Annotated in this window: 20 protein-coding genes and 1 rRNA gene; 13 read left to right on the top strand and 8 right to left on the bottom strand. The window is 69.7% G+C overall.

Annotation, left to right across the window (positions count from 1 at the left end):
• The first annotated feature begins 16 nt into the window (after positions 1 to 16).
• A 5S ribosomal RNA gene (rrf, locus tag DES41_RS35395) occupies positions 17 to 129 on the top strand.
• A gap of 177 nt (positions 130 to 306) precedes the next feature.
• Here the strand turns inward: rrf and DES41_RS35390 are convergent.
• On the bottom strand, positions 307 to 1839 hold the full coding sequence (locus DES41_RS35390; RefSeq protein WP_114472372.1) for a CoA-acylating methylmalonate-semialdehyde dehydrogenase: 1533 nt from the start codon (positions 1837 to 1839) through the stop codon (positions 307 to 309).
• A 110-nt stretch (positions 1840 to 1949) separates the two neighbouring features.
• On the opposite strand from DES41_RS35390, the gene DES41_RS35385 reads away from it, so the two are divergent.
• The 3 genes from DES41_RS35385 (at position 1950) to DES41_RS39720 (ending at position 3558) form a co-directional block, all read left to right on the top strand.
• The gene (locus tag DES41_RS35385) at positions 1950 to 2873 is read left to right on the top strand and encodes a LysR family transcriptional regulator (RefSeq protein ID WP_114472371.1); all 924 of its coding nucleotides are present in this window, start codon (positions 1950 to 1952) and stop codon (positions 2871 to 2873) included.
• Positions 2874 to 2949: 76 nt separating this feature from the next.
• Positions 2950 to 3213, top strand: a complete 264-nt coding sequence (locus tag DES41_RS35380; RefSeq protein WP_114472370.1) for a response regulator — start codon at positions 2950 to 2952, stop codon at positions 3211 to 3213.
• Between the two features lie 213 nt (positions 3214 to 3426).
• Positions 3427 to 3558: a hypothetical protein gene (locus DES41_RS39720; RefSeq protein WP_281277265.1), complete on the top strand. Its 132-nt coding sequence runs from the start codon at positions 3427 to 3429 to the stop codon at positions 3556 to 3558.
• Between the two features lie 4 nt (positions 3559 to 3562).
• Here the strand turns inward: DES41_RS39720 and DES41_RS35375 are convergent, their stop codons facing one another.
• Positions 3563 to 4273 carry an alpha/beta fold hydrolase gene (locus DES41_RS35375; RefSeq protein ID WP_114472369.1) on the bottom strand — a complete coding sequence of 237 codons (711 nt, stop codon included), beginning with the start codon at positions 4271 to 4273 and terminating at the stop codon, positions 3563 to 3565.
• Positions 4274 to 4409: 136 nt separating this feature from the next.
• On the opposite strand from DES41_RS35375, the gene DES41_RS35370 reads away from it, so the two are divergent.
• From DES41_RS35370 to DES41_RS35360, 3 genes are all read left to right on the top strand, one after another.
• Positions 4410 to 4676 (top strand): type II toxin-antitoxin system CcdA family antitoxin, encoded by a 267-nt coding sequence (locus DES41_RS35370; protein WP_245966027.1) that lies wholly within the window; start codon positions 4410 to 4412, stop codon positions 4674 to 4676.
• A gap of 10 nt (positions 4677 to 4686) precedes the next feature.
• Entirely contained in the window at positions 4687 to 5016 is a 330-nt protein-coding gene (locus DES41_RS35365; protein ID WP_114472368.1) for a CcdB family protein, read from the top strand.
• Between the two features lie 165 nt (positions 5017 to 5181).
• Complete coding sequence (locus DES41_RS35360) at positions 5182 to 6504, top strand: hypothetical protein (RefSeq protein WP_147283050.1); 1323 nt, start codon at positions 5182 to 5184, stop codon at positions 6502 to 6504.
• A 12-nt stretch (positions 6505 to 6516) separates the two neighbouring features.
• Here the strand turns inward: DES41_RS35360 and DES41_RS35355 are convergent, their stop codons facing one another.
• Complete coding sequence (locus DES41_RS35355; protein WP_114472366.1) at positions 6517 to 7425, bottom strand: LysR family transcriptional regulator; 909 nt, start codon at positions 7423 to 7425, stop codon at positions 6517 to 6519.
• An 89-nt stretch (positions 7426 to 7514) separates the two neighbouring features.
• Here DES41_RS35355 and DES41_RS35350 point away from each other — a divergent pair, with 89 nt between their 5' ends.
• Positions 7515 to 9164: a GMC family oxidoreductase gene (locus tag DES41_RS35350; protein ID WP_114472365.1), complete on the top strand. Its 1650-nt coding sequence runs from the start codon at positions 7515 to 7517 to the stop codon at positions 9162 to 9164.
• Positions 9165 to 9166: 2 nt separating this feature from the next.
• Here DES41_RS35350 and DES41_RS35345 read toward each other — a convergent pair whose 3' ends face one another.
• Positions 9167 to 10117: a GlxA family transcriptional regulator gene (locus DES41_RS35345; protein ID WP_114472364.1), complete on the bottom strand. Its 951-nt coding sequence runs from the start codon at positions 10115 to 10117 to the stop codon at positions 9167 to 9169.
• Positions 10118 to 10227: 110 nt separating this feature from the next.
• Here DES41_RS35345 and DES41_RS35340 point away from each other — a divergent pair, with 110 nt between their 5' ends.
• The 3 genes from DES41_RS35340 to DES41_RS35330 are packed head-to-tail and all read left to right on the top strand — an operon-like array spanning position 10228 to position 13236.
• Entirely contained in the window at positions 10228 to 11028 is an 801-nt protein-coding gene (locus DES41_RS35340; RefSeq protein ID WP_114472385.1) for an SDR family NAD(P)-dependent oxidoreductase, read from the top strand.
• Between the two features lie 22 nt (positions 11029 to 11050).
• Complete coding sequence (locus DES41_RS35335) at positions 11051 to 12067, top strand: aldo/keto reductase (protein WP_114472363.1); 1017 nt, start codon at positions 11051 to 11053, stop codon at positions 12065 to 12067.
• A gap of 35 nt (positions 12068 to 12102) precedes the next feature.
• On the top strand, positions 12103 to 13236 hold the full coding sequence (locus DES41_RS35330) for a thiolase family protein (RefSeq protein WP_114472362.1): 1134 nt from the start codon (positions 12103 to 12105) through the stop codon (positions 13234 to 13236).
• A 4-nt stretch (positions 13237 to 13240) separates the two neighbouring features.
• On the opposite strand, the gene DES41_RS35325 is transcribed toward DES41_RS35330, so the two are convergent.
• Entirely contained in the window at positions 13241 to 14242 is a 1002-nt protein-coding gene (locus DES41_RS35325) for an SGNH/GDSL hydrolase family protein (RefSeq protein ID WP_170168394.1), read from the bottom strand.
• A 228-nt stretch (positions 14243 to 14470) separates the two neighbouring features.
• Here DES41_RS35325 and DES41_RS35320 point away from each other — a divergent pair, with 228 nt between their 5' ends.
• Positions 14471 to 15928: an N-acyl-D-amino-acid deacylase family protein gene (locus DES41_RS35320; protein ID WP_114472360.1), complete on the top strand. Its 1458-nt coding sequence runs from the start codon at positions 14471 to 14473 to the stop codon at positions 15926 to 15928.
• A gap of 67 nt (positions 15929 to 15995) precedes the next feature.
• Here the strand turns inward: DES41_RS35320 and DES41_RS35315 are convergent, their stop codons facing one another.
• The 3 genes from DES41_RS35315 to DES41_RS35305 all read right to left on the bottom strand — a co-directional run bounded on the left by DES41_RS35315 (position 15996) and on the right by DES41_RS35305 (position 20476).
• A complete protein-coding gene (locus DES41_RS35315) occupies positions 15996 to 17657 on the bottom strand; it encodes an FAD-dependent oxidoreductase (RefSeq protein WP_114472359.1) in 1662 nt (553 codons plus the stop codon).
• A gap of 80 nt (positions 17658 to 17737) precedes the next feature.
• Entirely contained in the window at positions 17738 to 19306 is a 1569-nt protein-coding gene (locus DES41_RS35310; protein ID WP_114472358.1) for a DUF6351 family protein, read from the bottom strand.
• A gap of 192 nt (positions 19307 to 19498) precedes the next feature.
• Complete coding sequence (locus DES41_RS35305) at positions 19499 to 20476, bottom strand: GlxA family transcriptional regulator (RefSeq protein ID WP_114472357.1); 978 nt, start codon at positions 20474 to 20476, stop codon at positions 19499 to 19501.
• Positions 20477 to 20563: 87 nt separating this feature from the next.
• Here DES41_RS35305 and DES41_RS35300 point away from each other — a divergent pair, with 87 nt between their 5' ends.
• Positions 20564 to 21262: a DJ-1/PfpI family protein gene (locus DES41_RS35300; RefSeq protein ID WP_114472356.1), complete on the top strand. Its 699-nt coding sequence runs from the start codon at positions 20564 to 20566 to the stop codon at positions 21260 to 21262.
• Positions 21263 to 21266 lie beyond the last annotated feature (4 nt).

Here is a 21266-nt window from a genome sequence, read left to right as displayed (position 1 = left end):
GCAGCAACAAGTTATGCCTGATGACCATAGCAAGTTGGTACCACTCCTTCCCATCCCGAACAGGACAGTGAAACGACTTTGCGCCGATGATAGTGCGGGTTCCCGTGTGAAAGTAGGTCATCGTCAGGCTCCTACAGCCGAAAACGCCCCAACCTCCAACGAGGTTGGGGCGTTTTTATTTGGGCCTTCGATTCGTGAATGTTGTCAGGCATTGCTGTCTGCGGTGATCTGCTCGGGCCAATCCGATGCAAATGAAAAGGGCCGGCGAGATACTCGCCGGCCCTTGAGAAGTCGTCGTACGGTAGCTTACTTGGCCGTCGGCATCACGAACTCGGCGCCCTTGCCGATGCTCTCGGGCCAGCGCTGCATGATGGACTTCTGCTTGGTGTAGAAGCGCACGCCCTCTTCGCCATAGGCGTGCATGTCGCCGAACAGGCTCTTCTTCCAGCCGCCAAAACCGTGCCAGGCCATGGGCACCGGGATTGGCACGTTGATGCCGACCATGCCGACCTGGATGCGGCGCGCGAATTCGCGTGCCACATTGCCGTCACGCGTGAAGCAGGCCGTGCCGTTGCCGAACTCGTGCTTGTTGATGAGGTCCACCGCCGCGGCCAGGTCGGGCACGCGCACGCAGGCCAGCACCGGGCCGAAGATCTCTTCCTTGTAGATCTTCATCTCGGGCGTGACCTTGTCGAACAGCGTGCCGCCCGTGAAGAAGCCCTGTTCGTGGCCAGCCACCTTGAAGTTGCGGCCGTCCACCAGCAACTCGGCGCCTTCCTGCACGCCGGTGGCGATGTAGCCCTCGATGCGCTCCAGTGCCTGCTGCGTGACGATGGGGCCCATCTCGGCGTCCAGTTCCATGCCGTTCTTGACCACCAGGGTCTTTGCGCGCTCGGCCAGCTTGGGGATCAGCTTGTCGGCCGCGTCGCCGACCAGCACCGCCACCGAGATCGCCATGCAGCGCTCGCCCGCCGAGCCGTAGCCGGCGCCGACCAGCGCGTCCACGGCCTGGTCGATGTCGGCATCGGGCATCACCACCATGTGGTTCTTGGCGCCGCCCAGAGCCTGCACGCGCTTGCCGTGGTGCGCGCCGGTCTCGTAGATGTACTGCGCGATCGGCGTGGAGCCGACGAAGCTGATGGCCTTCACATCCGGGTGCTCCAGCAGCGCGTCGACGGCCAGCTTGTCACCCTGCACGACGTTGAACACGCCGTCAGGCAGGCCGGCTTCCTTCAGGAGCTTGGCGATGAACAGCGAGGGCGAGGGATCGCGCTCGCTGGGCTTGAGGATGAAGGTGTTGCCGGCGGCGATGGCCACAGGAAACATCCACATCGGCACCATGACCGGGAAGTTGAACGGCGTGATGCCGGCGACCACGCCCAACGGCTGGCGCAGCGTCCAGTTGTCGATGCCGGTGGAGACCTGGTCGGTGAAGTCGCCCTTGAGCAGCTGCGGCACGCCGCAGGCGAATTCGATGATGTCGATGCCGCGCGAGACCTCGCCCTGCGCGTCGGTGAACACCTTGCCGTGCTCGGCCGTGATCATGGCGGCCAGTTCGTCCTTGCGCGCGTTCACGAGTTCCAGGAACTTGAGCAGCACGCGGGCGCGGCGGATCGGCGGCGTGTCGGCCCAGGCCGGGAAGGCGGCCTGGGCTGCGGCCACGGCGGCGTCCACATCGGGCTTGGCGGCCAGGCGCAGGCGGCGGGCCTCGGTGCCCAGAGCCGGGTTGAACACCGCCTGGGTGCGTTCGCCGACGCCCTGGTAGGGCTGGCCGGCGATGAAGTGCGCCAGTTCGGCGCTGTCGGTGTAGGCGGGGGTGGCAGGCAGGTCGCGCTTCATGGGTTTGTCTCGCGTGAGAGTGGGAGAGGCCGCAAGTCTAGGAAGCGCTACAGGCCTTGTACAGGCAGGCCGGCTGAACTGATTGTTCGCCATGGTGAACAATACACACCATGTCTTCCGAAAAAACCGACGCGCTCTGGAGCACGCTGCACGCACTGGCCGTGCTCGGCGAACACGGCAGCTTCACAGCCGCGGCGGCACGCCTGGGCATCAGCAAGGCCGCCATGAGCCAGCGCATCGCCGAGCTGGAGCGCGCCGCTGGCGTGCCGCTGGTGCAGCGCACCACGCGCAGCGTGCGGCTGACCGAGGCCGGCCAGCGCCTGGCCGACGGCACCCGCGGCGCCTTCGCGCAGATCCAGCAGAGCTTCGCCGCCGTGCGCGACCTGGCCGATGCGCCGCAGGGCCTGCTGCGCGTGACGGCGCCCGTGGCCTTCGCACGCCAGCAACTCGTGCCGCGCCTGCCCGAGTTCCTGCGCGCGCACCCGCAGGTGCGGCTGGAGCTGGACCTGTCCGACGGCCTGCGTCCGCTCGCGGTGGAAGGCTTCGACCTGGCCGTGCGCCACACCGCCGCGCCGCCCGAGACGCATGTGGCCTGGCTGCTGGCGCCCACACACTCGCTTCTGGTGGCCAGCCGAGCCTACCTGCGCCGACGCGGCGCGCCGGCCAACCCGGACGCACTGCGCACACACGACTGCCTGCACTACCCGCGCGCTGGCCAGGTGGCGGGCTGGACGCTGCTGCGCGACGCCGAACGCCTGGTGGTGCCCGTGGCCGGCGCCTTCGCCGCCAACAACAGCGAGGCGCTGCGCGACGCCGCGCTGGCTGGCCTGGGCATCGCGCTGGTGCCCGACTTCAGCGCCCAGGCTGCGTTGCGCGCCGGCCAGCTGCAGCAGGTGTTGCCGGACTGGAAGGTCGAGGGCCAGTTCAGTGAGACGCTGTACGCCATCCGGCCCTACGCGCCCTACGTGCCGCGCGCGGTCGAGGCCTTCGTGGCTTACCTGCGCCGGGCCTTCGCCGAGGGCTTCGGCGCCTGAAGGAAGGACCTTCAAATGCCTCACTGCCTAGGTTTTGTCGCGCCCCTGGCGCCCTCGCGCTCCCGAGCAGAACGCCATGACGGCGAACGCCGTGCAGGGAGACCGCGAGCGCTGTGCCGCGGCCGGCATGAAGGACTTCGTGGCCACGCCTATCGAGTCCGAGCAACTCTGGCAGGCGCTGGTGCGCTCGATGCGGCCGCGGCAGGGGCTGCCGGTGCCGGCCATCCCAACGGCTGCAGCGGTGCCGTCGCTGGCGGCGGGGACTATCCTGCGAGGACTGGCGGGCAATCTGGGGGCTTCGCCGCTGCAGGCATGGCCGCCGAGCTGGAGGCGGCCATGACCAGGGCGACGCCTTGGCAGCCTCTCCCCAGCACTCGAAGCCTGGCGCGCCGCCTCGGTGCGCTGGTCGCTGTCTTCCAGTACGCGGTGCCCGCAGTGACTGCGGTGACCGCATCTGCGCCAGCTGCCAACGGCCACGGCCGCCTGGCCGCCAGCCGCCAGCCGCCATCGCGCGCACTTACAGGCGCTGCTGGAGCAGGGCGACGGCGAGGCCATGCACTACTTCGGCGAGCACCGCGCCGCGCTGCAAGCCACCATCGGTCCCGCCTGCGCGCATCTCGGTGGCGATCGATGGCGACGACTCAGACGTGCGGCGCAGGTCCTGGCCGCCGCGCTGCCCCGCTGAAGCTTCAGCCCAGCCAGTCGCGCAGCGCCTGGTTCACGGCCCCGGGCTGCTCCAGCGTGCTCAGGTGGCCGCAATCGGCGAACACCTGCAGCCGCGCACCGGGCACCAGCGCCGCCATTTCCTCGTGCAGCGCAGGCGGCGTCAGCAGGTCGTGCGCGCCGCAAGCCACCAAGGTGGGGCAGGCCACGGCCGCCAGCGCGCCGCGCGCATCGGGCCGGCCGATGATGGCCTCCTGCTGCCGCGCGAAGGCGTCCACGCCCACGTTCCAGGCCATGCTCCGGACAGTGGCGCGCAGCGCCGCATGCCGCGGCGCCTGCGGCCACACCAGGCGTGGCAGCAGCGCGTCCGCCGCGGCGCCCATGCCTTCGGCGCGGCCACGCGCCACCAGTTCGCGGCGTGCGGCGCTGGCGGCCGGCGCATCGGCGACGGCGTTGGTGTCCAGCAGGGCCAGGTGCGTGACGCGCTGCGGCGCCTGGCGCTGCATGGCCATGGCGATGTAGCCGCCCATGGACAGGCCGGCCAGCGCGAAGCGCTCGAACGGACAGGCGGCCAGCGCAGCGCTGGCGAGTGCGTCGACCGTGGCGTGCTGCGTGGGCGCAGGCACCCAGGCGTCGGCGATGTCGGCGAGCCCTTCGATCTGCGGCGCCCAAAGCATGGCGTCGCAGAGCAGGCCAGGGACGAGGACCAGGGGGTGGGGTGCGTTGGCGTTGGACATGACAGCGAATGGATGGATGACGATGGAGCGCGTCGATTGTCCTGGCATACCACAGACCGCTGATGACGGCAGCTGCGCAAACTGCAGGCCTTACATGCATCGAGCGCGCTTGCTAGACTGCTGGCGTGCGCATGCCATGCGCATCAAGGATGCCGATATGACCGATCTGGCCGAACGCCGCAAACGTGCAATCAACCTCAGCCTGAACGAAGCCTTGGTCGATGAGGCGCGTCGCTACAGTCCCAATCTGTCGGCCACGGTCGAAGCCTTGCTGACCGAATATGTCCACCGCGAGAGCGCGGCGCAGGCCGAGCGTCGGCAGCGTGCCGATGCCTGTACTGCGGGCTGGAACGAGGTGCACGCCAGGATTGGCTCCTTGGCGGACGAACACACCACCTTGTGAGGACGGTGCCATGGCGCAGTTCGACGTGCACCGCAACCGGGGCAGCCTGCGCGATGCGATTCCGTTCGTCGTGGTGGTGCAGTCATCGCTGTCCGACGGCTATCGGCGTCGTGTCGTGGTGCCGCTGGTTCTGCGCGCGGAACTGCCGCGCAAGGGCAGCATGGCGGGCTCGCGCTTGAATCCGGTGTTTCGGATCGAGGGCGTCGATGTGGTGCTGCATCCTTTGGACACGGTGTCCGTCGCCGTGGACCAACTCGGCCAAAAGGTGGTGTCCCTGGCGGACGACGGGCAGCGCATTGCAGATGCCATGGATGAACTGCTGACGCGCTCGTGGGGTTGAAACGCGTCATCAGGCGAGCAGTGCCCGCCCACAAGCAAGGATTCGAGATGGTGGATCTCGCGCAGATTTTTGCGGAAGGCGAATGGGCTGGCCGCGCCGATCTTCTTCTTCCGGAGGACCACTGCAGTGCGCACAGGCTCGCAGTCTTCTGGACGCCACGCGAGCTTGCTTTCGAAACTGCGCTTCGCACCTGATTCCGACCTGTTGGGAGTGCTCAGGGATGTGGAGTGGCGTCGCTCACCCCCTGTGCCCATCTTGCTGCGCAATGTGGTGCTGGAACACGGGCCTTGGACGCTCTCTGCTGACGAGCTAAGGGTGAGGCGGATCAATCCACTGAGGGAATGGCCGGAAGATGAGTGGTCTGACAATTCCGTGGACGAGCAGCGCCTGCGGATGCAGCCTGTTGAGGCGCAGCGGGTTGACTTCGACCTCGTGGGCCCGCGCACGCGCCCCGCACATTGGGTGCTGCTGCAGAACTGGCCTCAGAGCATGTGGCTGCCTTCTGCAGTGGAGTGTCCAGGGCACCAAGCCATCGTGCTCAGCGCTGGCGCCAACGGCATCTTCCTTGGCAGCGACGAGCTGCCCGCACAGGGCTGGGGCCGTCTCAGCACTGCCTTGCAACTGGCCTGTGGCGCGCCTCTGCCTTACGTCCTCAGCATGTCGCCAGATCGCTGCGCGCTGTATCGCTCTGCTGCGACACCACCTCCGAGCCAGCTGCCCATGTTCAAGGATGGGGGCGTGTGTCGAGCGCCGATCCACGACATGCTCCGCACCTTGCTGCAAATGCCGCAGGACGAGTTCGAGGTGTTGCGGTTCGCGGCGGCGATCACCGTACAAGGCAAAAGCCCGGAGCTCTTCCTGGAGATGCGCTACCTGCTCCTCATGATATGCGTCGAGATGCTGGATGGGCAGCGACAGCTGGGTGGCGAAGCGACAGCGCGGATGCTGGGCGTGGATCGACCGGTTGCAGATTTGCTCAATGGCATGAGGAACCAGCTGGTCCATGCGCATTCGGGCGGCGGCTATCGCAATGCCTTCACGGCGTGGGTACGGGAGAATCAAGGCGTTCTTCCGGCCATGCCAGAAACCTGGGCACACACCATCGATACCGAGGCCTGTGATGTGCATTTCGACAGGCTCTACTTCCAACTGTGCGAACGCATCGACGCATACTGGTGTGGACGCCTTGGTGTTCGCGATCCGCGGAGCTGTCGGCGCGCTTTTCCGTACTCCACGCTGGGCGACCTGCCACCAGCGGTTGCTCCTGCGCCGGATGTGGTGCGCGCGACGGCCGGTGAAGATCGGCACGTCGCCGAGCTTGAGGCGGCGCTGAGATCGAGGGAAGCCAAGATCGCTCAGCTCGAGGATGCCCTCAGCCGTCAAGGTCGCGCGATCGCCGAGAAGCGAGAGAACATCAAGGCACTGCAAGCTGCGATGAGACGCAATGGGATTGAAATTCCGGGCGCCCCGCATGCAGCGGATCCGTGACCGTCACCGGTCTCAACCCCACACCTGCTCCAGCGCCCTCCACGCCGCCTGCACCACCGCGTCCTCCCGCCGCCCCGCCAAGCACACGAACTGTAGCTCGCAGCCGATGCGCACCTGGTCCGCCACGGCCAGGCCATGCTGCTGGCTCTCGCGCATGGCGATCGCATCGCGCACCAGCGACAGGCCCACGCCCGACTTGATGAGGTCCAGCATCGAAGCCTCCTGGTCGACCAGCGCAGCACGGCGCGGTGCCAGTCCGCGTGGGCCGAACACGCCCTGCAGCAGCCGGTGGTGCGCGGACTCGGGTGGCGTCTCCAGCCAGGGCAGCGTGGCCAGTGCTTCCCAGTCGCGCCCCGCCACCTGCGGCCCCCAGCCGGCGGGCGCCACCACGCGGTAGTCGAAGCGCGTCAGCGTGCGCCCGGCCAGCGCCGGTTGCAGCGCCTCGGTGGCGGCCAGGCTGGGGCTCAGGTAGAAGCACACGTCCAGCTGGCCTTGCTGCAGCTGCGCCATCACGCTGCCGCTGATGCCGTGGCGCAGCTCGGTCGCGATCTGCGGCGCCGAGCGCACCAGCGCGCCGAGCCAGTCGCCCAGGCGCAGGAACGAGGGGTCGAGGATGGTGCCGATGCGCAGCAGGCCGCGCGCGCTGCCGTGCAGCCGCTCGACGCCGCGCGCGAAGTCGTCGGCCGCGGCCAGGGTGCGTTCGGCCAGCTGCAGCAGCGCGGCGCCATCGGCCGAGAGCACCATGCCGTGGGCGCCGCGCTGGAACAGTTCCAGCCCGCTGGCCTCGGCCAGCTTCTTCAGCTGCAGGCTCAGTGCAGGCTGCGTGCGGTGCAGCTGCGTGGCCGCGCGCGAGACGCTGCCTTGGCGCGCCACGGCGACGAACGCGCGCAGCAGGTGCAGGTCGAGCAGGGCGGGATTCATATTTGCGCCGCTTATACCAGTAGGGGTCAGAACTCATTGGCTTCGCTGGTGCGTGCAGGCGACACTCGCGCCCCCAGGGAGACACACGCATGAGCGGCAGCAATACCTTCGACCACATCGTCATCGGCGCAGGCACGGCCGGGAGCCTGATGGCCAACCGCCTGAGCAAGGACCCGCGCCAGCGCGTGCTGCTGATCGAGGCCGGCGGCAAGGACGACTACCACTGGATCCACATTCCGGTGGGCTACCTCTACTGCATCGGCAACCCGCGCACCGACTGGCTCTACCAGACCGAGCCCGACGCCGGCCTCAACGGCCGCACGCTGCGCTACCCGCGCGGCAAGACGCTGGGCGGCTGCTCCAGCATCAACGGCATGATCTACATGCGCGGCCAGGCGCGCGACTACGACGGCTGGGCCGCTGCCACGGGCGACGAGGCCTGGCGCTGGCAGAACGTGCTGCCGGCCTTCAAGCAGCACGAGGACCACTATCTCGGCGCGGACGAGATGCATGGCGCCGGCGGCGAGTGGCGTGTGGAGAAGCAGCGCCTGCGCTGGGACATCCTGGACGCCTTCGCCCAGGCTGCGCAGCAGGCCGGCGTGCCGCACAGCACCGACTTCAACCGCGGCGACAACGAGGGCGTGGGCTACTTCCAGGTCAACCAGAAGAACGGCTGGCGCTGGAACACGGCCAAGGCCTTCCTGCGGCCGGCCTGCTACGGCCGGCCCAACTTCGAACTGTGGACCGGTGGCCAGGTGGCGCGGTTGCTGCTGGAGCGCCAGGGCGATGGCAGCCTGCGCTGCACCGGTGCGGAGGTCTGGACGGGTGGCGAGCTCGTCACCGTGCGCGCCAAGGGCGAGGTGCTGCTGTGCGCCGGCGCGGTCGGCTCGCCGCAGATCCTGCAGCTCTCGGGCATCGGACCGGGCGCGCTGCTGCGCCAGCACGGCATCGACGTGCAGGCCGAGCTGCCTGGGGTGGGCGAGAACCTGCAGGACCACCTGCAGATCCGCGCGGTCTACAAGATCAGCGGCGCGCCCACGCTGAACGTGCTGGCCTCCACGCTGGCGGGCAAGGCCCGCATCGGGCTGGAGTACCTGCTGTCGCGCAGCGGGCCGATGAGCATGGCGCCTTCGCAGCTCGGCGCGTTCACCCGCAGCGACCCTGGCCAGCCCTATGCGAATCTCGAATACCACGTGCAGCCGCTCTCGCTCGACGCCTTCGGCGAGCCGCTGCACAGCTTTCCGGCGTTCACCGCCAGCGTCTGCAACCTGAACCCGACGAGCCGCGGCAGCGTGCGCCTCAAGAGCCCGCGCTTCGGCGATGCGCCGGCGATTGCGCCCAACTACCTGAGCACCGATGCCGACCGCAAGGTGGCCGCCGATTCGCTGCGTGTGACGCGGCGCATCGCCGCCCAACCCGCGCTGGCGAAGTTCAAGCCCGAGGAGTTCAAGCCCGGCGCGCAGTACCAGAGCGACGACGACCTGGCGCGCCTGGCCGGCGACATCGCCACCACCATCTTCCACCCGGTGGGCACGACCGCCATGGGCCGCGACGGCGACCCCATGGCCGTGCTGGACAGCCGCCTGCGGGTGCGCGATGGCAAGGGCGGCGTGATCGCCGGCCTGCGCGTGGTGGATGCGGGCGCCATGCCCAGCATCACCAGCGGCAACACCAACAGCCCGACCTTGATGATGGCCGAGAAGGCAGCGGCCTGGGTGCTGGCGGACGCGCGCGCGTAGGCTCAGTGCGCGGCGTCGCGCGCGCCGCGCCGCACCGCCTGTGGGGGCGTGCCGAAGCCGCGCAGGAAGGCCTCGCGCAGGTGGCGGCGGTCGCGGAAACCCGTCTCGCGTGCCACCACTTCGAGCGGATGGCGGCCCTGCTCGACCATCAGGCGGGCCGCCTCCAGGCGCAGCCCCTCGACCGCCTTGGCCGGTGACTGCCCGGTCTCCGCGGTGAACACGCGGCTGAACTGGCGCGGGCTCAGGTGCGCGGCCTCGGCCAGCTCCTCCACGCTCAGCGGGCCGGCCAGGTTGCGGCGCGCGTGCTCCAGCGCCTGCTGGATGCGGTCGGACTTGGGCGCGAGCTTGAGCATCTCGGAGTGCTGCGATTGCCCGCCCGCGCGGCGCTGGTGCATCACCAGCCCATGCGCCACGGCGCGCGCCGTTTCGGCGCCCAGGTCCTTCTCGACCAGGCCCAGCGCCAGGTCGAACTCGGCCGTCATGCCGGCCGAGGTCCAGACCGGGCCGTCGGCGATGTAGATGCGGTCGGGCTCGACCTGGATGTCGGGGTGGCGCTGCTGCATGGCTTCGGCATGGGCCCAGTGCGTGGTGGCGCGCCGGCCCGCCAGCAGGCCGGCCTCGGCCAGCAAGAAGGCGCCGGTGCACAGCCCCACGGTGCGGCGCGCCTGCGCGCCGAGCTTGCGCACCAGGCGCAGCAGCTCCGGTGCCGCGGGTGCGGCCAGAGGATTCACCACGCCCACCACCATCCACGTGTCGGCCTGGCTGCGCGCGGTGAGCGCGCGTGTCTGCACCGACACGCCGAACGAGGCATGCACCTCGCCTCCGCCCAGCGCGTAGTTGTCGACGGCATAGAAGGGCTCGCCCGCCACCAGGTTGGCGAACTCGAACACCGCCTGGGTGCCCAGGGCGATGACCTGGAAGCCCGGTGGCAGCAGGTAGCCGAGGCGGTGCATGGAGATGCCTTTCGTCGATGTCTTGAAAACGCACTATATACGTCATTTACGCCATGCGCCGCACGGCGCAACATGCGTCCCATCCCAACCTGAACACGACGGAGCGACACATGACACAAGCACATCCGGGCACGGCCCTCATCACCGGCGCCTCGACCGGCATCGGCGCGCTGTACGCCGAACGGCTGGCACAGCGCGGCTACGACCTGGTGCTGGTCGCCCGCAACCGCGAGCGGCTGAACGCGCTGGCCAAGGGCATCAGCACGCGCACCGGCCGCGCAGTGGAAGTGTTCCCGGCCGACCTGAACGACACCGCCGCGCTGGCCAGCGTGGAGGCCAAGCTGCGGCAGGACGCCAGCATCACGCTGCTGGTCAACAACGCCGGCATCGGCACGCACACGCCGCTGCTGCAGAGCGACGTGGAGGCGATGACACGCATGATCGCGCTCAAAGTCACCGCGCTCACGCGGCTGACCTATGCGGCGGTGCCCGGCTTCGTCGCGCGCGGCCGCGGCGCCCTCATCAACATCTCGTCCATCGTCGCGGTCTCGCCGGAGACGCTGAACGGCGTGTACGGCGGCAGCAAGGCCTTCGTGCTGGCCTTCAGCCAGTCGCTGCAGCACGAGCTGGCCGGCAAGGGCATCCACGTGCAGGCCGTGCTGCCCGGCGCCACCGCCACGGATTTCTGGGCCACCGGCGGCCTGCCGGTGGAGCACCTGGACGCCGCCATCGTGATGCGCGCCGAAGACCTGGTCGACGCTGCGCTGCTGGGCTTCGACCGCGGCGAGCGCGTGACCATTCCCTCGCTGCACCAGGCCGAGGAGTGGGACGCCTTCGAGGCCGCGCGCCGCGCCATGGCGGCCCACCTGTCCACCAACAGCCCGGCGCTGCGCTACCGCGCCGCGCATTGAATCGCAGCGAACGAAGGCACACATGCAATACAAGACCCTGGGCACCACCGGCGTGCCGCTGGCGCAGATCGCATTGGGCACCGCGAATTTCGGCCGCCGCTGGGGCCATGGCGCGGACGCGGCCGAGAGCGCCGCCATCTTCAACACCTATGCCGAGGCGGGCGGCAACTTCATCGACACCGCCGACATCTACCAGTTCGGCCAGTCCGAAGAGATCCTGGGCACGCTGCTGGCCGGGCGGCGCGAGGACTTCTTCCTCGCCACCAAATACACCAGCGGCGCCACGCCGGACGCCAACCGCCTGGTCACCGGCAACAGCCGCCGGGCCATGGTGGCCTCGGTCGAGGCCAGCCTGCGCCGGCTGCAGACCGACCGCATCGACCTGTACTGGGTCCACCAACCGGACGGGCTCACGCCGTCCGACGAGATCGTGCGCGGCCTGGACGACCTGTCTCGCGCCGGCAAGATCCTGTATGCGGGCCTGTCCAACTTCGCGGCCTGGCGGTTGGCGCGCGCGGCGACGCTGGCCGAACTGACCCGCGCCGTGCCCATCGCCGCGGCGCAGTTCGAATACAGCCTGGTGCAGCGTGCGCCCGAGGCCGATGTGCTCGCCGTCTGCCAGGCACTGGGCATCGCGCCGGTCACCTGGTCGCCGCTGGGCGGCGGCATGCTGACCGGCAAGTACCGCAAGGGCGAGGCAGGCCGGGCCGAGGCCCTGGGCGGCAAGGTGTTCCAGGCCGAGGACTCGGCCCAGCGCAGCGCCGTGCTCGACAGCGTGCTGGCGGTGGCGGCCGAGCTGCAGGCCAGCCCCGACCAGGTGGCCATCGCCTGGGTGGCGCAACGTGGCGCGCTGCCGCTGATCGGCCCGCGTTCACGCGCGCAGCTGGTGTCCAACCTCGGCGCCATGGCGCTGGTGCTGTCGCCTGAGCAGCTGGCCCGGCTGGATGCAGCCAGCGCACCGGCCGCTGGCCAGGCTGCGGCAGCCGCCGTGGCGCAGGACGACACCGCGCTGCGGGCGCCCGAGCGGCCTGTCGCCTGAACCATACCTCCCTCCATCGATCCCAGGAGCCCCCCATGAAAGCCCTCATCAGCGCCTACGCGCGTTCGCCCTTCCACTTCGCCCGCAAGGGCCGCCTGGCCGAGGTGCGGCCCGACACGCTGGCCGCGGCCGTGGTGCAGGACCTGCTGCGCCGCACCGGCCTCGATCCCGCACTGCTGGAGGACATCATCCTCGGCTGTGCCTACCCCGAGGCCGCGCAGGGCAACAACCTCGCGCGCATCGTCGGCCTGCTGGCCGGCCTGCCGCACGAAGTCGGCGGCATGACGGTGAACCGCTTCTGCGGCTCGTCCATGCAGGCCGTGCACATCGCCGCCGCGCAGATCGAGGCCGGCATGGGCGAAGCCTTCCTGTGCGTGGGCGTGGAGTCCATGAGCATGGTGCCGCAGGGCGGCTTCAACTTCTCGCCGCACCCGGCGCTGCAGGCCACCACCGACGCCTACATCTCCATGGGCGAGACGGCCGAGAACGTGGCGCAGCGCTGGAACGTGGGCCGCGCCGACCAGGAGGCGCTGGCCGTGCAATCGCACCGCAAGGCCGCCGCCGCGCGCGAGCTGGGCCGGCTGGCCGCCGAGATCGTGCCCATCCGGCTACCGGATGGCGAGGTCGTCGATGCCGATGGCTGCATCCGCCCTGCCACCTCGGCCGAGGCGCTGGCCGGGCTCAAGCCCGCGTTCCGGCCCGATGGCGTGGTGACGGCCGGCACCGCCTCGCCGCTGACCGACGGCGCCGCCGTGGTGCTGGTGACCAGCGACGCGTTCGCCGAGCGCCATGGCCTGGCGCCGCTGGCGCGCGTGCGCAGCTTCGCCACGGTGGGCGTGGACCCGGCCATCATGGGCATCGGCCCGGTCCCGGCCACACGCAAGGCGCTGGCGCGCGCCGGGCTCACGGTCGCCGATCTGGATGTGGTGGAGATCAACGAGGCCTTCTCGTCGCAGGCGCTCGCCTGCATCCGCGACCTGGGCCTGGCGATGGAGACCGTCAACCTCGACGGTGGCGGCCTCGCCATCGGCCACCCGCTGGGCGCCACCGGCGCGCGCATCACCGGCAAGGCGGCGGCGCTGCTGGCGCGCGAGAAGGGGCGTTACGCCCTGGCCACGCAGTGCATCGGTGGCGGGCAGGGCATCGCGACGGTGCTGGAAAGGGTGTAGTGGCTCAGCGCTGCGTCAGCAGCGCGGCGAACATGGCCGTGCCGATCACGCCATGCACCTGCGTGGTCGGGTGCATGGCGTCCCAGAACAGGAAGGGCGGCATGAAGGCCGGCTGGGTCACGTCCACGCAGGTGGCCGGGTTGGTGAACAGGCAGGTGGCCGCGCCCTTGCCCGGCGCCAGGAATTCGGCGGCCGGCACGTCGTCGATGATGAGACCGGTGGACAGCAGCGTGGCGCCCAGCTTGTAGACGTCCACCGTCACGATGCGCACGCCGCGCAGCTCGCGGCCCAGGTTGGCCAGCGCGGTCTTGAGCAGCGCGTTGTGCTGCTTGCTCAGCGCGGTGAACTGCGGGCCCAGCCCCTGCGACGTGGCGAACGGCGTGATGCCCATGTCGGCCAGGTTGGGCACGATGAAGTCGCGGGCGCCGGCCACGTACAGGCCGCGGATCGCGGTGGTGACGTTGGCCACTACCGTGTACGGGTCGCTCGTCAGCATCTGCAGGTAGTCGTTCGAGCCGCTCCAGACCATGTAGAGCGCCGTGCTGGGCGCCTTGCGGCCGTTCAGCGCGGTCGTGAACTGTCCAACCTGGCCCAGCAGGCCAGGCACCGTGAAGCCCATGGGCGTGGGCGTGGAAATGCCCGAGGCCGAGCCGCCGAAGGCGAAGCTCAGCGCCGGCTTGGTGCTCAGCGTGGGGTCGGTCACCGAGGGCGAGAGCTCGGCGTTGTTCCTGCGCGCCATCAGGCGCCACAGGTACTCGGCCGCCACGGGCCCGTTGCTGAAGCGGCCCTGCCAATAGGTGGCATAGGGCGTGGCCGAAGGGGGAATGGCGGGCGTCATGCCCATGCTGCCGCTGACGATGTAGTCGTTGCCGGTGTCCGACAGGCTGTCGCCGAAGACATACAGGCCGTTGTAGCTGACCTGGCCAGCCCAGGCCGCAGGCAGCAGTGCCAGGCACAGGGCCATGCACAGCACGCGCCACAGCGCGCGGAGTTGGTTTGCAAACATGTTCTCCCTCCCGGGGAAAAGTGGTAGTCGGGCCAGCGATCTTACGTAACCAGATGCCAAATTAGGTACGAAAACGATGCAAGTGTGTAACAGACATTGCGCTGTTTTATGGTTGTATCTGAGGGCGTGGGGACCGTGCCTTGCTGGCGGAAATGACCGTGCGTTTGTCATTTACGCCAGACCACCCGCTTTTCACAATCGCAGCTTTCTTGCAAGGGCCGGCTGCACATGAACCCCACCCACTTCGACCTGCTGATCCGCGGCGGCACGGTGATCGACGGCACCAGGCGCCCGCGCTTCGCGGCCGACATCGGCGTGCGGAAGGGGCGCATCGCGGCCATCGGTGAACTGTCTGCCGCGGCCGCCGACACGGTGCTCCACGCCGCCGGCCGCATCGTCGCACCGGGCTTCATCGATTCGCACACGCACGACGACCAGGCCGTGCTCTCCCAGCCGGCCATGCCCTTCAAGGTCTCGCAGGGCGTGACAACGGTGGTCACCGGCAACTGCGGCGTCAGCGCGGCGCCGCTGCGCGACGGCATGGACCTGCCGATGCCGCTGAACCTGATCGACGCGCCGCCGCAGGGCCGCTTCACCAGCTTCGCCGCGTACCTCGACGCACTGCGCGCCACGCCGTCCTCGGTGAACGTGGCCGCGATGGTCGGCCATTCGACGCTGCGCGGCGTGACCATGGACCAGCTCGACCGGCCGGCCAGCGCCACCGAGATCGCCGCCATGCGCGCCCATGTCGAAGAGGCGATGGCAGCCGGCGCCATCGGCCTGTCCACCGGCACCTTCTACGCCACCGCCACGCACGCGACCACCGACGAGATCATCGAAGTGGGCCGTCCGCTGAGCGCGCGTGGCGCGGTGTACGTGACGCACATGCGCGACGAGGCCGACCGGATCATCGAAGCACTGCAAGAGTCCTTCGCCATCGGCCGCGCGCTGGGTGTGCCCGTGGTGCTGTCGCACCACAAGGCCATGCACACCCCCAACTTCGGCAAGACCAGGGCCACGCTGCCGCTGATCCGCGAGACCATGCGCCACCAGTGCGTGGCGCTCGACTGCTATCCCTACACGGCCGGCTCCACCATGATCCGCACCGACCGCGGCATGCTGGACAACCGCGTGCTGATCGCCAGCAGCGAGCCGCACCCCGAATGTGCCGGGCGCGACCTGGCCGACATCGCCGCCGAATGGGGCGTGCCCAGGGAAGAAGCCGCGCGCCGGCTGCAACCCGGCAGCGCCATCTACTTCATGATGGACGAGGGCGACGTGCAGCGCGTGCTGGCCTTCGACGAGACCATGATCGGCTCCGACGGCATCCCGCTGGGCGACAAGCCGCACCCGCGCCTGTGGGGCACCTTCCCGCGCGTGCTGGGGCACTACAGCCGCGACATCGGCCTGTTCCCGCTCGAGACCGCGGTGTGGAAGATGAGCGGTCTCACCGCGCGCAACTTCGGCCTGCAGGGCCGTGGCACGCTGCAGGTGGGCCAACATGCCGACATCGTGGTCTTCGATGCGGCCACCATCCGCGACGCCGCCAACTACGAGACGCCGACGCGGCCGGCCGAGGGCATCGATGCCGTGGTCGTCAACGGCACCGTCACCTGGCAGCACGGCGTGCACACGGGCGCACGCAGTGGCCAGGTCATCACGCGGCAGGACAAGCTCGCAGCTTGAGCGCTGTCGGAGCGCTGTCGGAGCGCTGTCGGAGCGCTGTAGGAGCGAGGTCGGAGCGCGGTGCTGCTCAGGCCGTCGCCGACACCTGCGCCAGGTGCGCATGGATCTGCGCCACCGCCGCCGCACCTTCGCCGATGGCGCCGCCCACGCGCTTGACCGAGCCGGAGCGCACGTCGCCCACCGCGAACACGCCCGGCACGCTGGTCTCCAGCGCACCCTTGGCCTGCGCATCGTCTCCGGTCTGCACGAAGCCGTGGCGGTCCACCGCCACACCGCATCCTTGCAGCCAGTCGGCCTCGGGCTCGGCACCGACGAACAGGAACAGGTTGCGCGCCGGGCAATCGTGCTGGCCGCCGGTGCGCGCGTCGCGCCAGGTCGCGCCTTCCAGCCCGGTGGCGGGTTCGCCGTGCAGGCTGACCAGCTCGGTGTGCGGGCGCAGCACGATGTTGGGCGAAGCCTCGATGCGGTCGATCAGGTAGCGCGACATGCTGGCCGCCAGCGAAGGCCCGCGTACCAGGATGTTGACCAGCGCTGCGTGCTGCGAGAGGAACACCGCGGCCTGCCCGGCCGAGTTGCCCCCGCCGACCAGCGCCACCTCCTGCATGGAGCACATGCGCGCCTCGATGGCCGAGGCCCAGTACCACACGCCGCGGCCCTCGAACTCCGACAGCCGCGGCACCTGCGGACGGCGGTAGCGCGCGCCGCTGGCCACCACCACGGTGCGCGCGCGCAGTTGCCGGCCGTCGGCCAGCCCCACGCGCAGCCCCTCGCCGGTGTGCGTGCCGCTGCAGTCCAGCGACACCGCCTTGGCCGGGATCATCATCTCGGCACCGAACTTCTGCGCCTGCACATAGGCCCGCCCGGCCAGCGCGCCACCGGAAATGCCGGTGGGAAAGCCCAGGTAGTTCTCGATGCGCGCGCTGGCGCCGGCCTGGCCGCCGTAGCTGCGGCAGTCCAGCACGATCACGCGCAGCCCCTCCGATGCGGCGTAGACGGCCGTCGCCAGCCCGGCCGGGCCGGCGCCCACCACGATCACGTCGAACAGGTCGGCATGTTCTGCGGTGTCCACCATGCCGATGCAGCGCGCCAGCGCGTCTTCGCTCGGGTTGACCAGCACTGCGCCATTGGGGCAGGCCACCACCAGGCTGGCCTCGCCGTACTGCTCCAGCAGCGTCGCGGCATCGGGGTCGGTGGACGCATCCACCACGTGGTAGGGCTGGCCGTTGCGGCGCAGGAAGTTCTGCAGCCGCACCAGGTCTGCGGAATCGGGCGGGCCCATCAGCACCGGGCCGCTGGCCCCTGCGTCGATCAGCGCCACGCGGCGCAGGATCAGCGCCCGCACCATGCGCTCACCCAGGTCGGCCTCGGCCACGATCAGGGCGCGCAACTGCTCCGGTGGCACCAGCAGCGCCTCCACGTCCTCGTCGGCATGGCCATCGACCAGCGCCGGCTGGCCCGACAGCGTGCCGACCTCCGCCAGGAACTGGCCCGGCCCCTGCACGGCCACCGGCGTCACGTGGCCCAGGCCGTCGCGCTGCGTGATGGCCACCTTGCCCGCCAGCACCAGGTACAGGCCGGGCCCGGGCTCGCCAGCGCGGAACAGGCAGCTGCCGCGCGGGTAGTGCCGCAGTTCGCCGAAGCGGCGCACACGCGCTGCATCGGCCGCATCGAGCACCGGGAACATCTGGTGCCGACGCGTTTCCACTTCGATCGTTTCGGGGGTGGCCATGGGTTCTCCGGCGCCGGGGCGGCTGGTGGGGTGGATCGCCGCTTCATTCTGCAGGATCGCCGTCGGCCGGCCGCTGCCCCTCAGGGCATGGTGCAGGTGTAGTTCGCGGCCAGCGCCGCCGCGGCAGCGTCGTTCGCCGGTCCGGTGTAGCGCGGATACTGCGGAAAGCGGCACAGCGGGCGGCTGGCCTGGACCATGCCATTGGCCACCTTCGCCGCGCTGAGGGTGCCCGGTGCGGCGCCAGCCGTCACCCAGGCGTCGAGCGGGCCGAGCAGGTCGCTCTGGTCTGCGCCCGGGCCGCCTTCGCAGTGGCCCACGCCTGGGGCGATGTAGTAGCGCGCGAACGTGTCCACCTCGGCCTGGCCGCCCACTGCCGCGGTGACGGCCCGGTAGTAGTCCGTCGTGGCCTGCGGGCTCAGCGAGGGATCGCTGCCGCCGTGCCAGAGGATCAGCTTGGCGCGGCTGTTCTTGAAGGGGCGCAGGTCGGCATCCGTCGCATCGTTGAGTGCGGAGAGGTTCTGCAGCGCCGCTGGATTCGACTCGAAGGCATAGGCCAGTGAATCCTGCGCTGGATCGCGGGCCAGGTAGTGCTTGACCGTGGTGTCCTGGAACAGGAAGTGCAGTGCGTTGCGCACGTTGCCGGCGCCAGTGACCCACATCTCCCAGCCGGCGAAGAGATCGTCTTCCTGGCCACTGAGTGCCAGCGGCGCGCTGGTGTAGGCGCCGTCGGCGAACGAAGCCGGCGAGGTGCGCGACTGCACCACCGCCAGTTGCGCGTCCGACAGGCAGGTGTCGCCAGTGTCCGCGCCGCCGGCGCAGCGCAGCGCCGCGGGGTCGAAGCTGCAGGCTTGCGGGTTGGAGACGATGCCATCGGCGATGCCGTCGTTGGCATCGCAGGCGCTGCGCACGGCCTGGGCCAGCAGCCCCAGCTTCGCGGCAGAGAACTGGCCGCCCGGCGCCGCCACCGCCTTGGCGTTGCGGTTCCAGTGCCCCATGAAGCCCGTCCAGTTGTGGCCGGGCGCGCGCGCGATGATCCCGTCGAACAGGCCGGGGTTGCGCTGGGCAGCCATCAGCGCTTCGCGCCCGCCTTCCGAGCAGCCTTCGAAGTAGGCCTTCTCGGGCGGTTGGCCATACGCCGCCAGCACCATCTCCCGGGCGGACGACAGCACCGCCGGCACCGCCGCGGAGCCGAACAGCGAGGCCGCCAGCGGGTCGTTCAACGCGAATGCGGCAGACAGCCCTTCGCCCGTGTGGCCGGAGTCGCTGTTGACAGTGGCGTAGCCCTGCTGCAGCGCCTTGAGGGCCGGGCCCATGAGCGGCGGGATCGCGCCGTTGTAGCCGCCACCGCCTTCGTAATAGAGCTTGCCGTTCCACCGCTGCGGCAAGCGCAGTTCGAGGTGCAGCTGCGGCGCGATGGTGGCGCTGACCTTGCAGTACAGGGGATCGGCGGCCGTCGCAGCGACGGTGGTGGCAGCGGTGACCGCAGCAGCCGCCACGGTCTTGCCCGCCAAGGCGGCGCAAGCCTTTTCGGCAGTGGCATCGGCGGCAGGCCGGGTGGGGCCGTCACCGCCACCGCAAGCCGCCAACGTGATGGCGGCCAATGTCATGCACGTGGTGCGGTAGGGAAGACGGGAGCTTGCACGCTTCATGGCGGATATCCTTTGGATGGGGATGGCAGCAGCCACGAACAGGCAGTTCTTTTGGAGCTACCTTCCATCCATGACTGCGCCGGGACATTCTTGTGAAGCGGCGACCTGCGCGACGGTCAATCTTGCGTCGAATTCCGCCACGGGAGCGCGTGGCCTGCGCGGAGAGTGCAGGCCCGATGGCAGCGGTACGCGCTACGCCGCCTGGCCGCGGCAATGCAGCTCGCGGAACAGCAGCGGCGTCATGCCGAAACGCCGGTCGAACGCCTTGGACAACTGCGCGCCGGTGCTGTAGCCGGTGCGCGCCGCGATCTCCTTCAACGACATGCCGGCCGCCAGGAGGTTGCGCGTCTGGTCCAGCCGCAGCGTCTCGACGAAGTGCGCGGGCGTCTCGCCCGTGCTGGCGGTGAACTTGCGCAGGAAGGTCCGCTCGGACATCGCCACCTTCTCGGCCAGCAGCGGCACGTCGAGCCGCAGCGCCAGGTTCTCGCGCATCCAGTGGATGAGCTCTGCGAACGGCGCATCGGCATGCGACTGCGCGTTCAGCACCGGGCTGAACTGCGACTGGTAGCCGGGCCGGCGCGCGTAGAGCACCAGGCGCTTGGCGATCACGTGCGCCACCGCGTTGCCCAGGTCCGCGGCCACCATCTCCAGGCTCATGTCGATGCCGGTGGTCACGCCAGCGGATGTCCACAGCCGGCCGTCGTTGACGAACAGCGCGTTGGTGTCGACGGCCACATCGGGGCAGCGCTCGGCCAGCGTGCCGCAGGCCGACCAGTGCGTGGCCACGCGCTTGCCATCCAGCAGCCCGAAGTGCGCCAGCGCGAAGGTGCCGGTGCAGATGGAGCCGTAGCGCCGCGCGCCCTTGCTGGCCTTGACGGCCCACTTGCGCACCGCCTCGTCGGCCACCAGTGTCTGCAGGCCGGAGTCGTCGCCGCCGGCGATCAGCAAGGTGTCGACGGAGGAGGGCGGCAGCTCCTTCACCGATCTGGTGAGCATGGCCACGGCGCTGCTGGTCTGCACGGCGCCGCCCTCGGCCGAGAGGATGTGGACCTTGTAGTGGGCCTTGCCCAGCGCGTCGTTGCCGGCTTCGAACACCATCGCCGGGCCTGTCACGTCCAGCACTTGGCAGCGCGGGAAGGCCAGGATGGCGACGTTCAGCGGCTTGGACATCTGGCGGATATTAGCTTGCGTTTGTCATTTACGCCAAGGGCTGCGACTTCAACAATGGCCCATCGATCGGACCCTTACAACAGCTTCATGACAAACCCTCTGCACATCGGATTCCTGGTCTTTCCCAAGGTCACGCAGCTCGATCTCACCGGCCCGGCGCAGGTGCTCAGCCGCGTGCCCGGCGCCACGGTGCACCTGGCGTGGAAGGCCCGCGAGCCCTTGATGACGGACGTGGGCTTCAGCCTCAACCCGACCACCACCTTCGCCGACAGCCCGCAGTTCGACGTGCTTTGTGTGCCCGGTGGCGCCGGCGTGGTCGAGCAACTCAATGACGCCGAGACCATGGCCTTCCTGCGGGACCAGGGCGCCAGCGCGCGCTATGTCACCTCCGTCTGCAACGGCTCGCTGCTGCTGGGCGCGGCCGGGCTGCTGCAGGGCTACCGGTCGACCTGCCACTGGATGTGGCGGCACTACCTGACGCAGTTCGGCGCCGAGCCGGTGGCGGCGCGCGTGGTGCGCGACCGCAACCGCCTCTCTGGCGGGGGCGTCACCTCTGGCATCGATTTCGCTTTCACCCTGGCCACCGAACTGGCAGGAGAGGAAGCCGCACGCATGATCCAGCTGGGCCTGGAATACGACCCCCAGCCGCCGCTGGACAGCGGCTCGCCCGAGAAGGCCGGCGCCGAGCGCGTCGCCCGTGCGCGTGCGGTGCCTGCCGCCTGGCTGCGCGATGTCGTCGAACCGCAGATCGCGCAGGCGGCCCGCCGCCTCGCCTCCATGGCCTGACCTC

It is taken from the genome of Pseudorhodoferax soli (assembly GCF_003337555.1).
Lineage (GTDB): Bacteria > Pseudomonadota > Gammaproteobacteria > Burkholderiales > Burkholderiaceae_C > Pseudorhodoferax > Pseudorhodoferax soli.
Note: the sequence above shows the minus strand (reverse complement) of the source record. Positions and strands in the feature narration are given on the sequence as shown.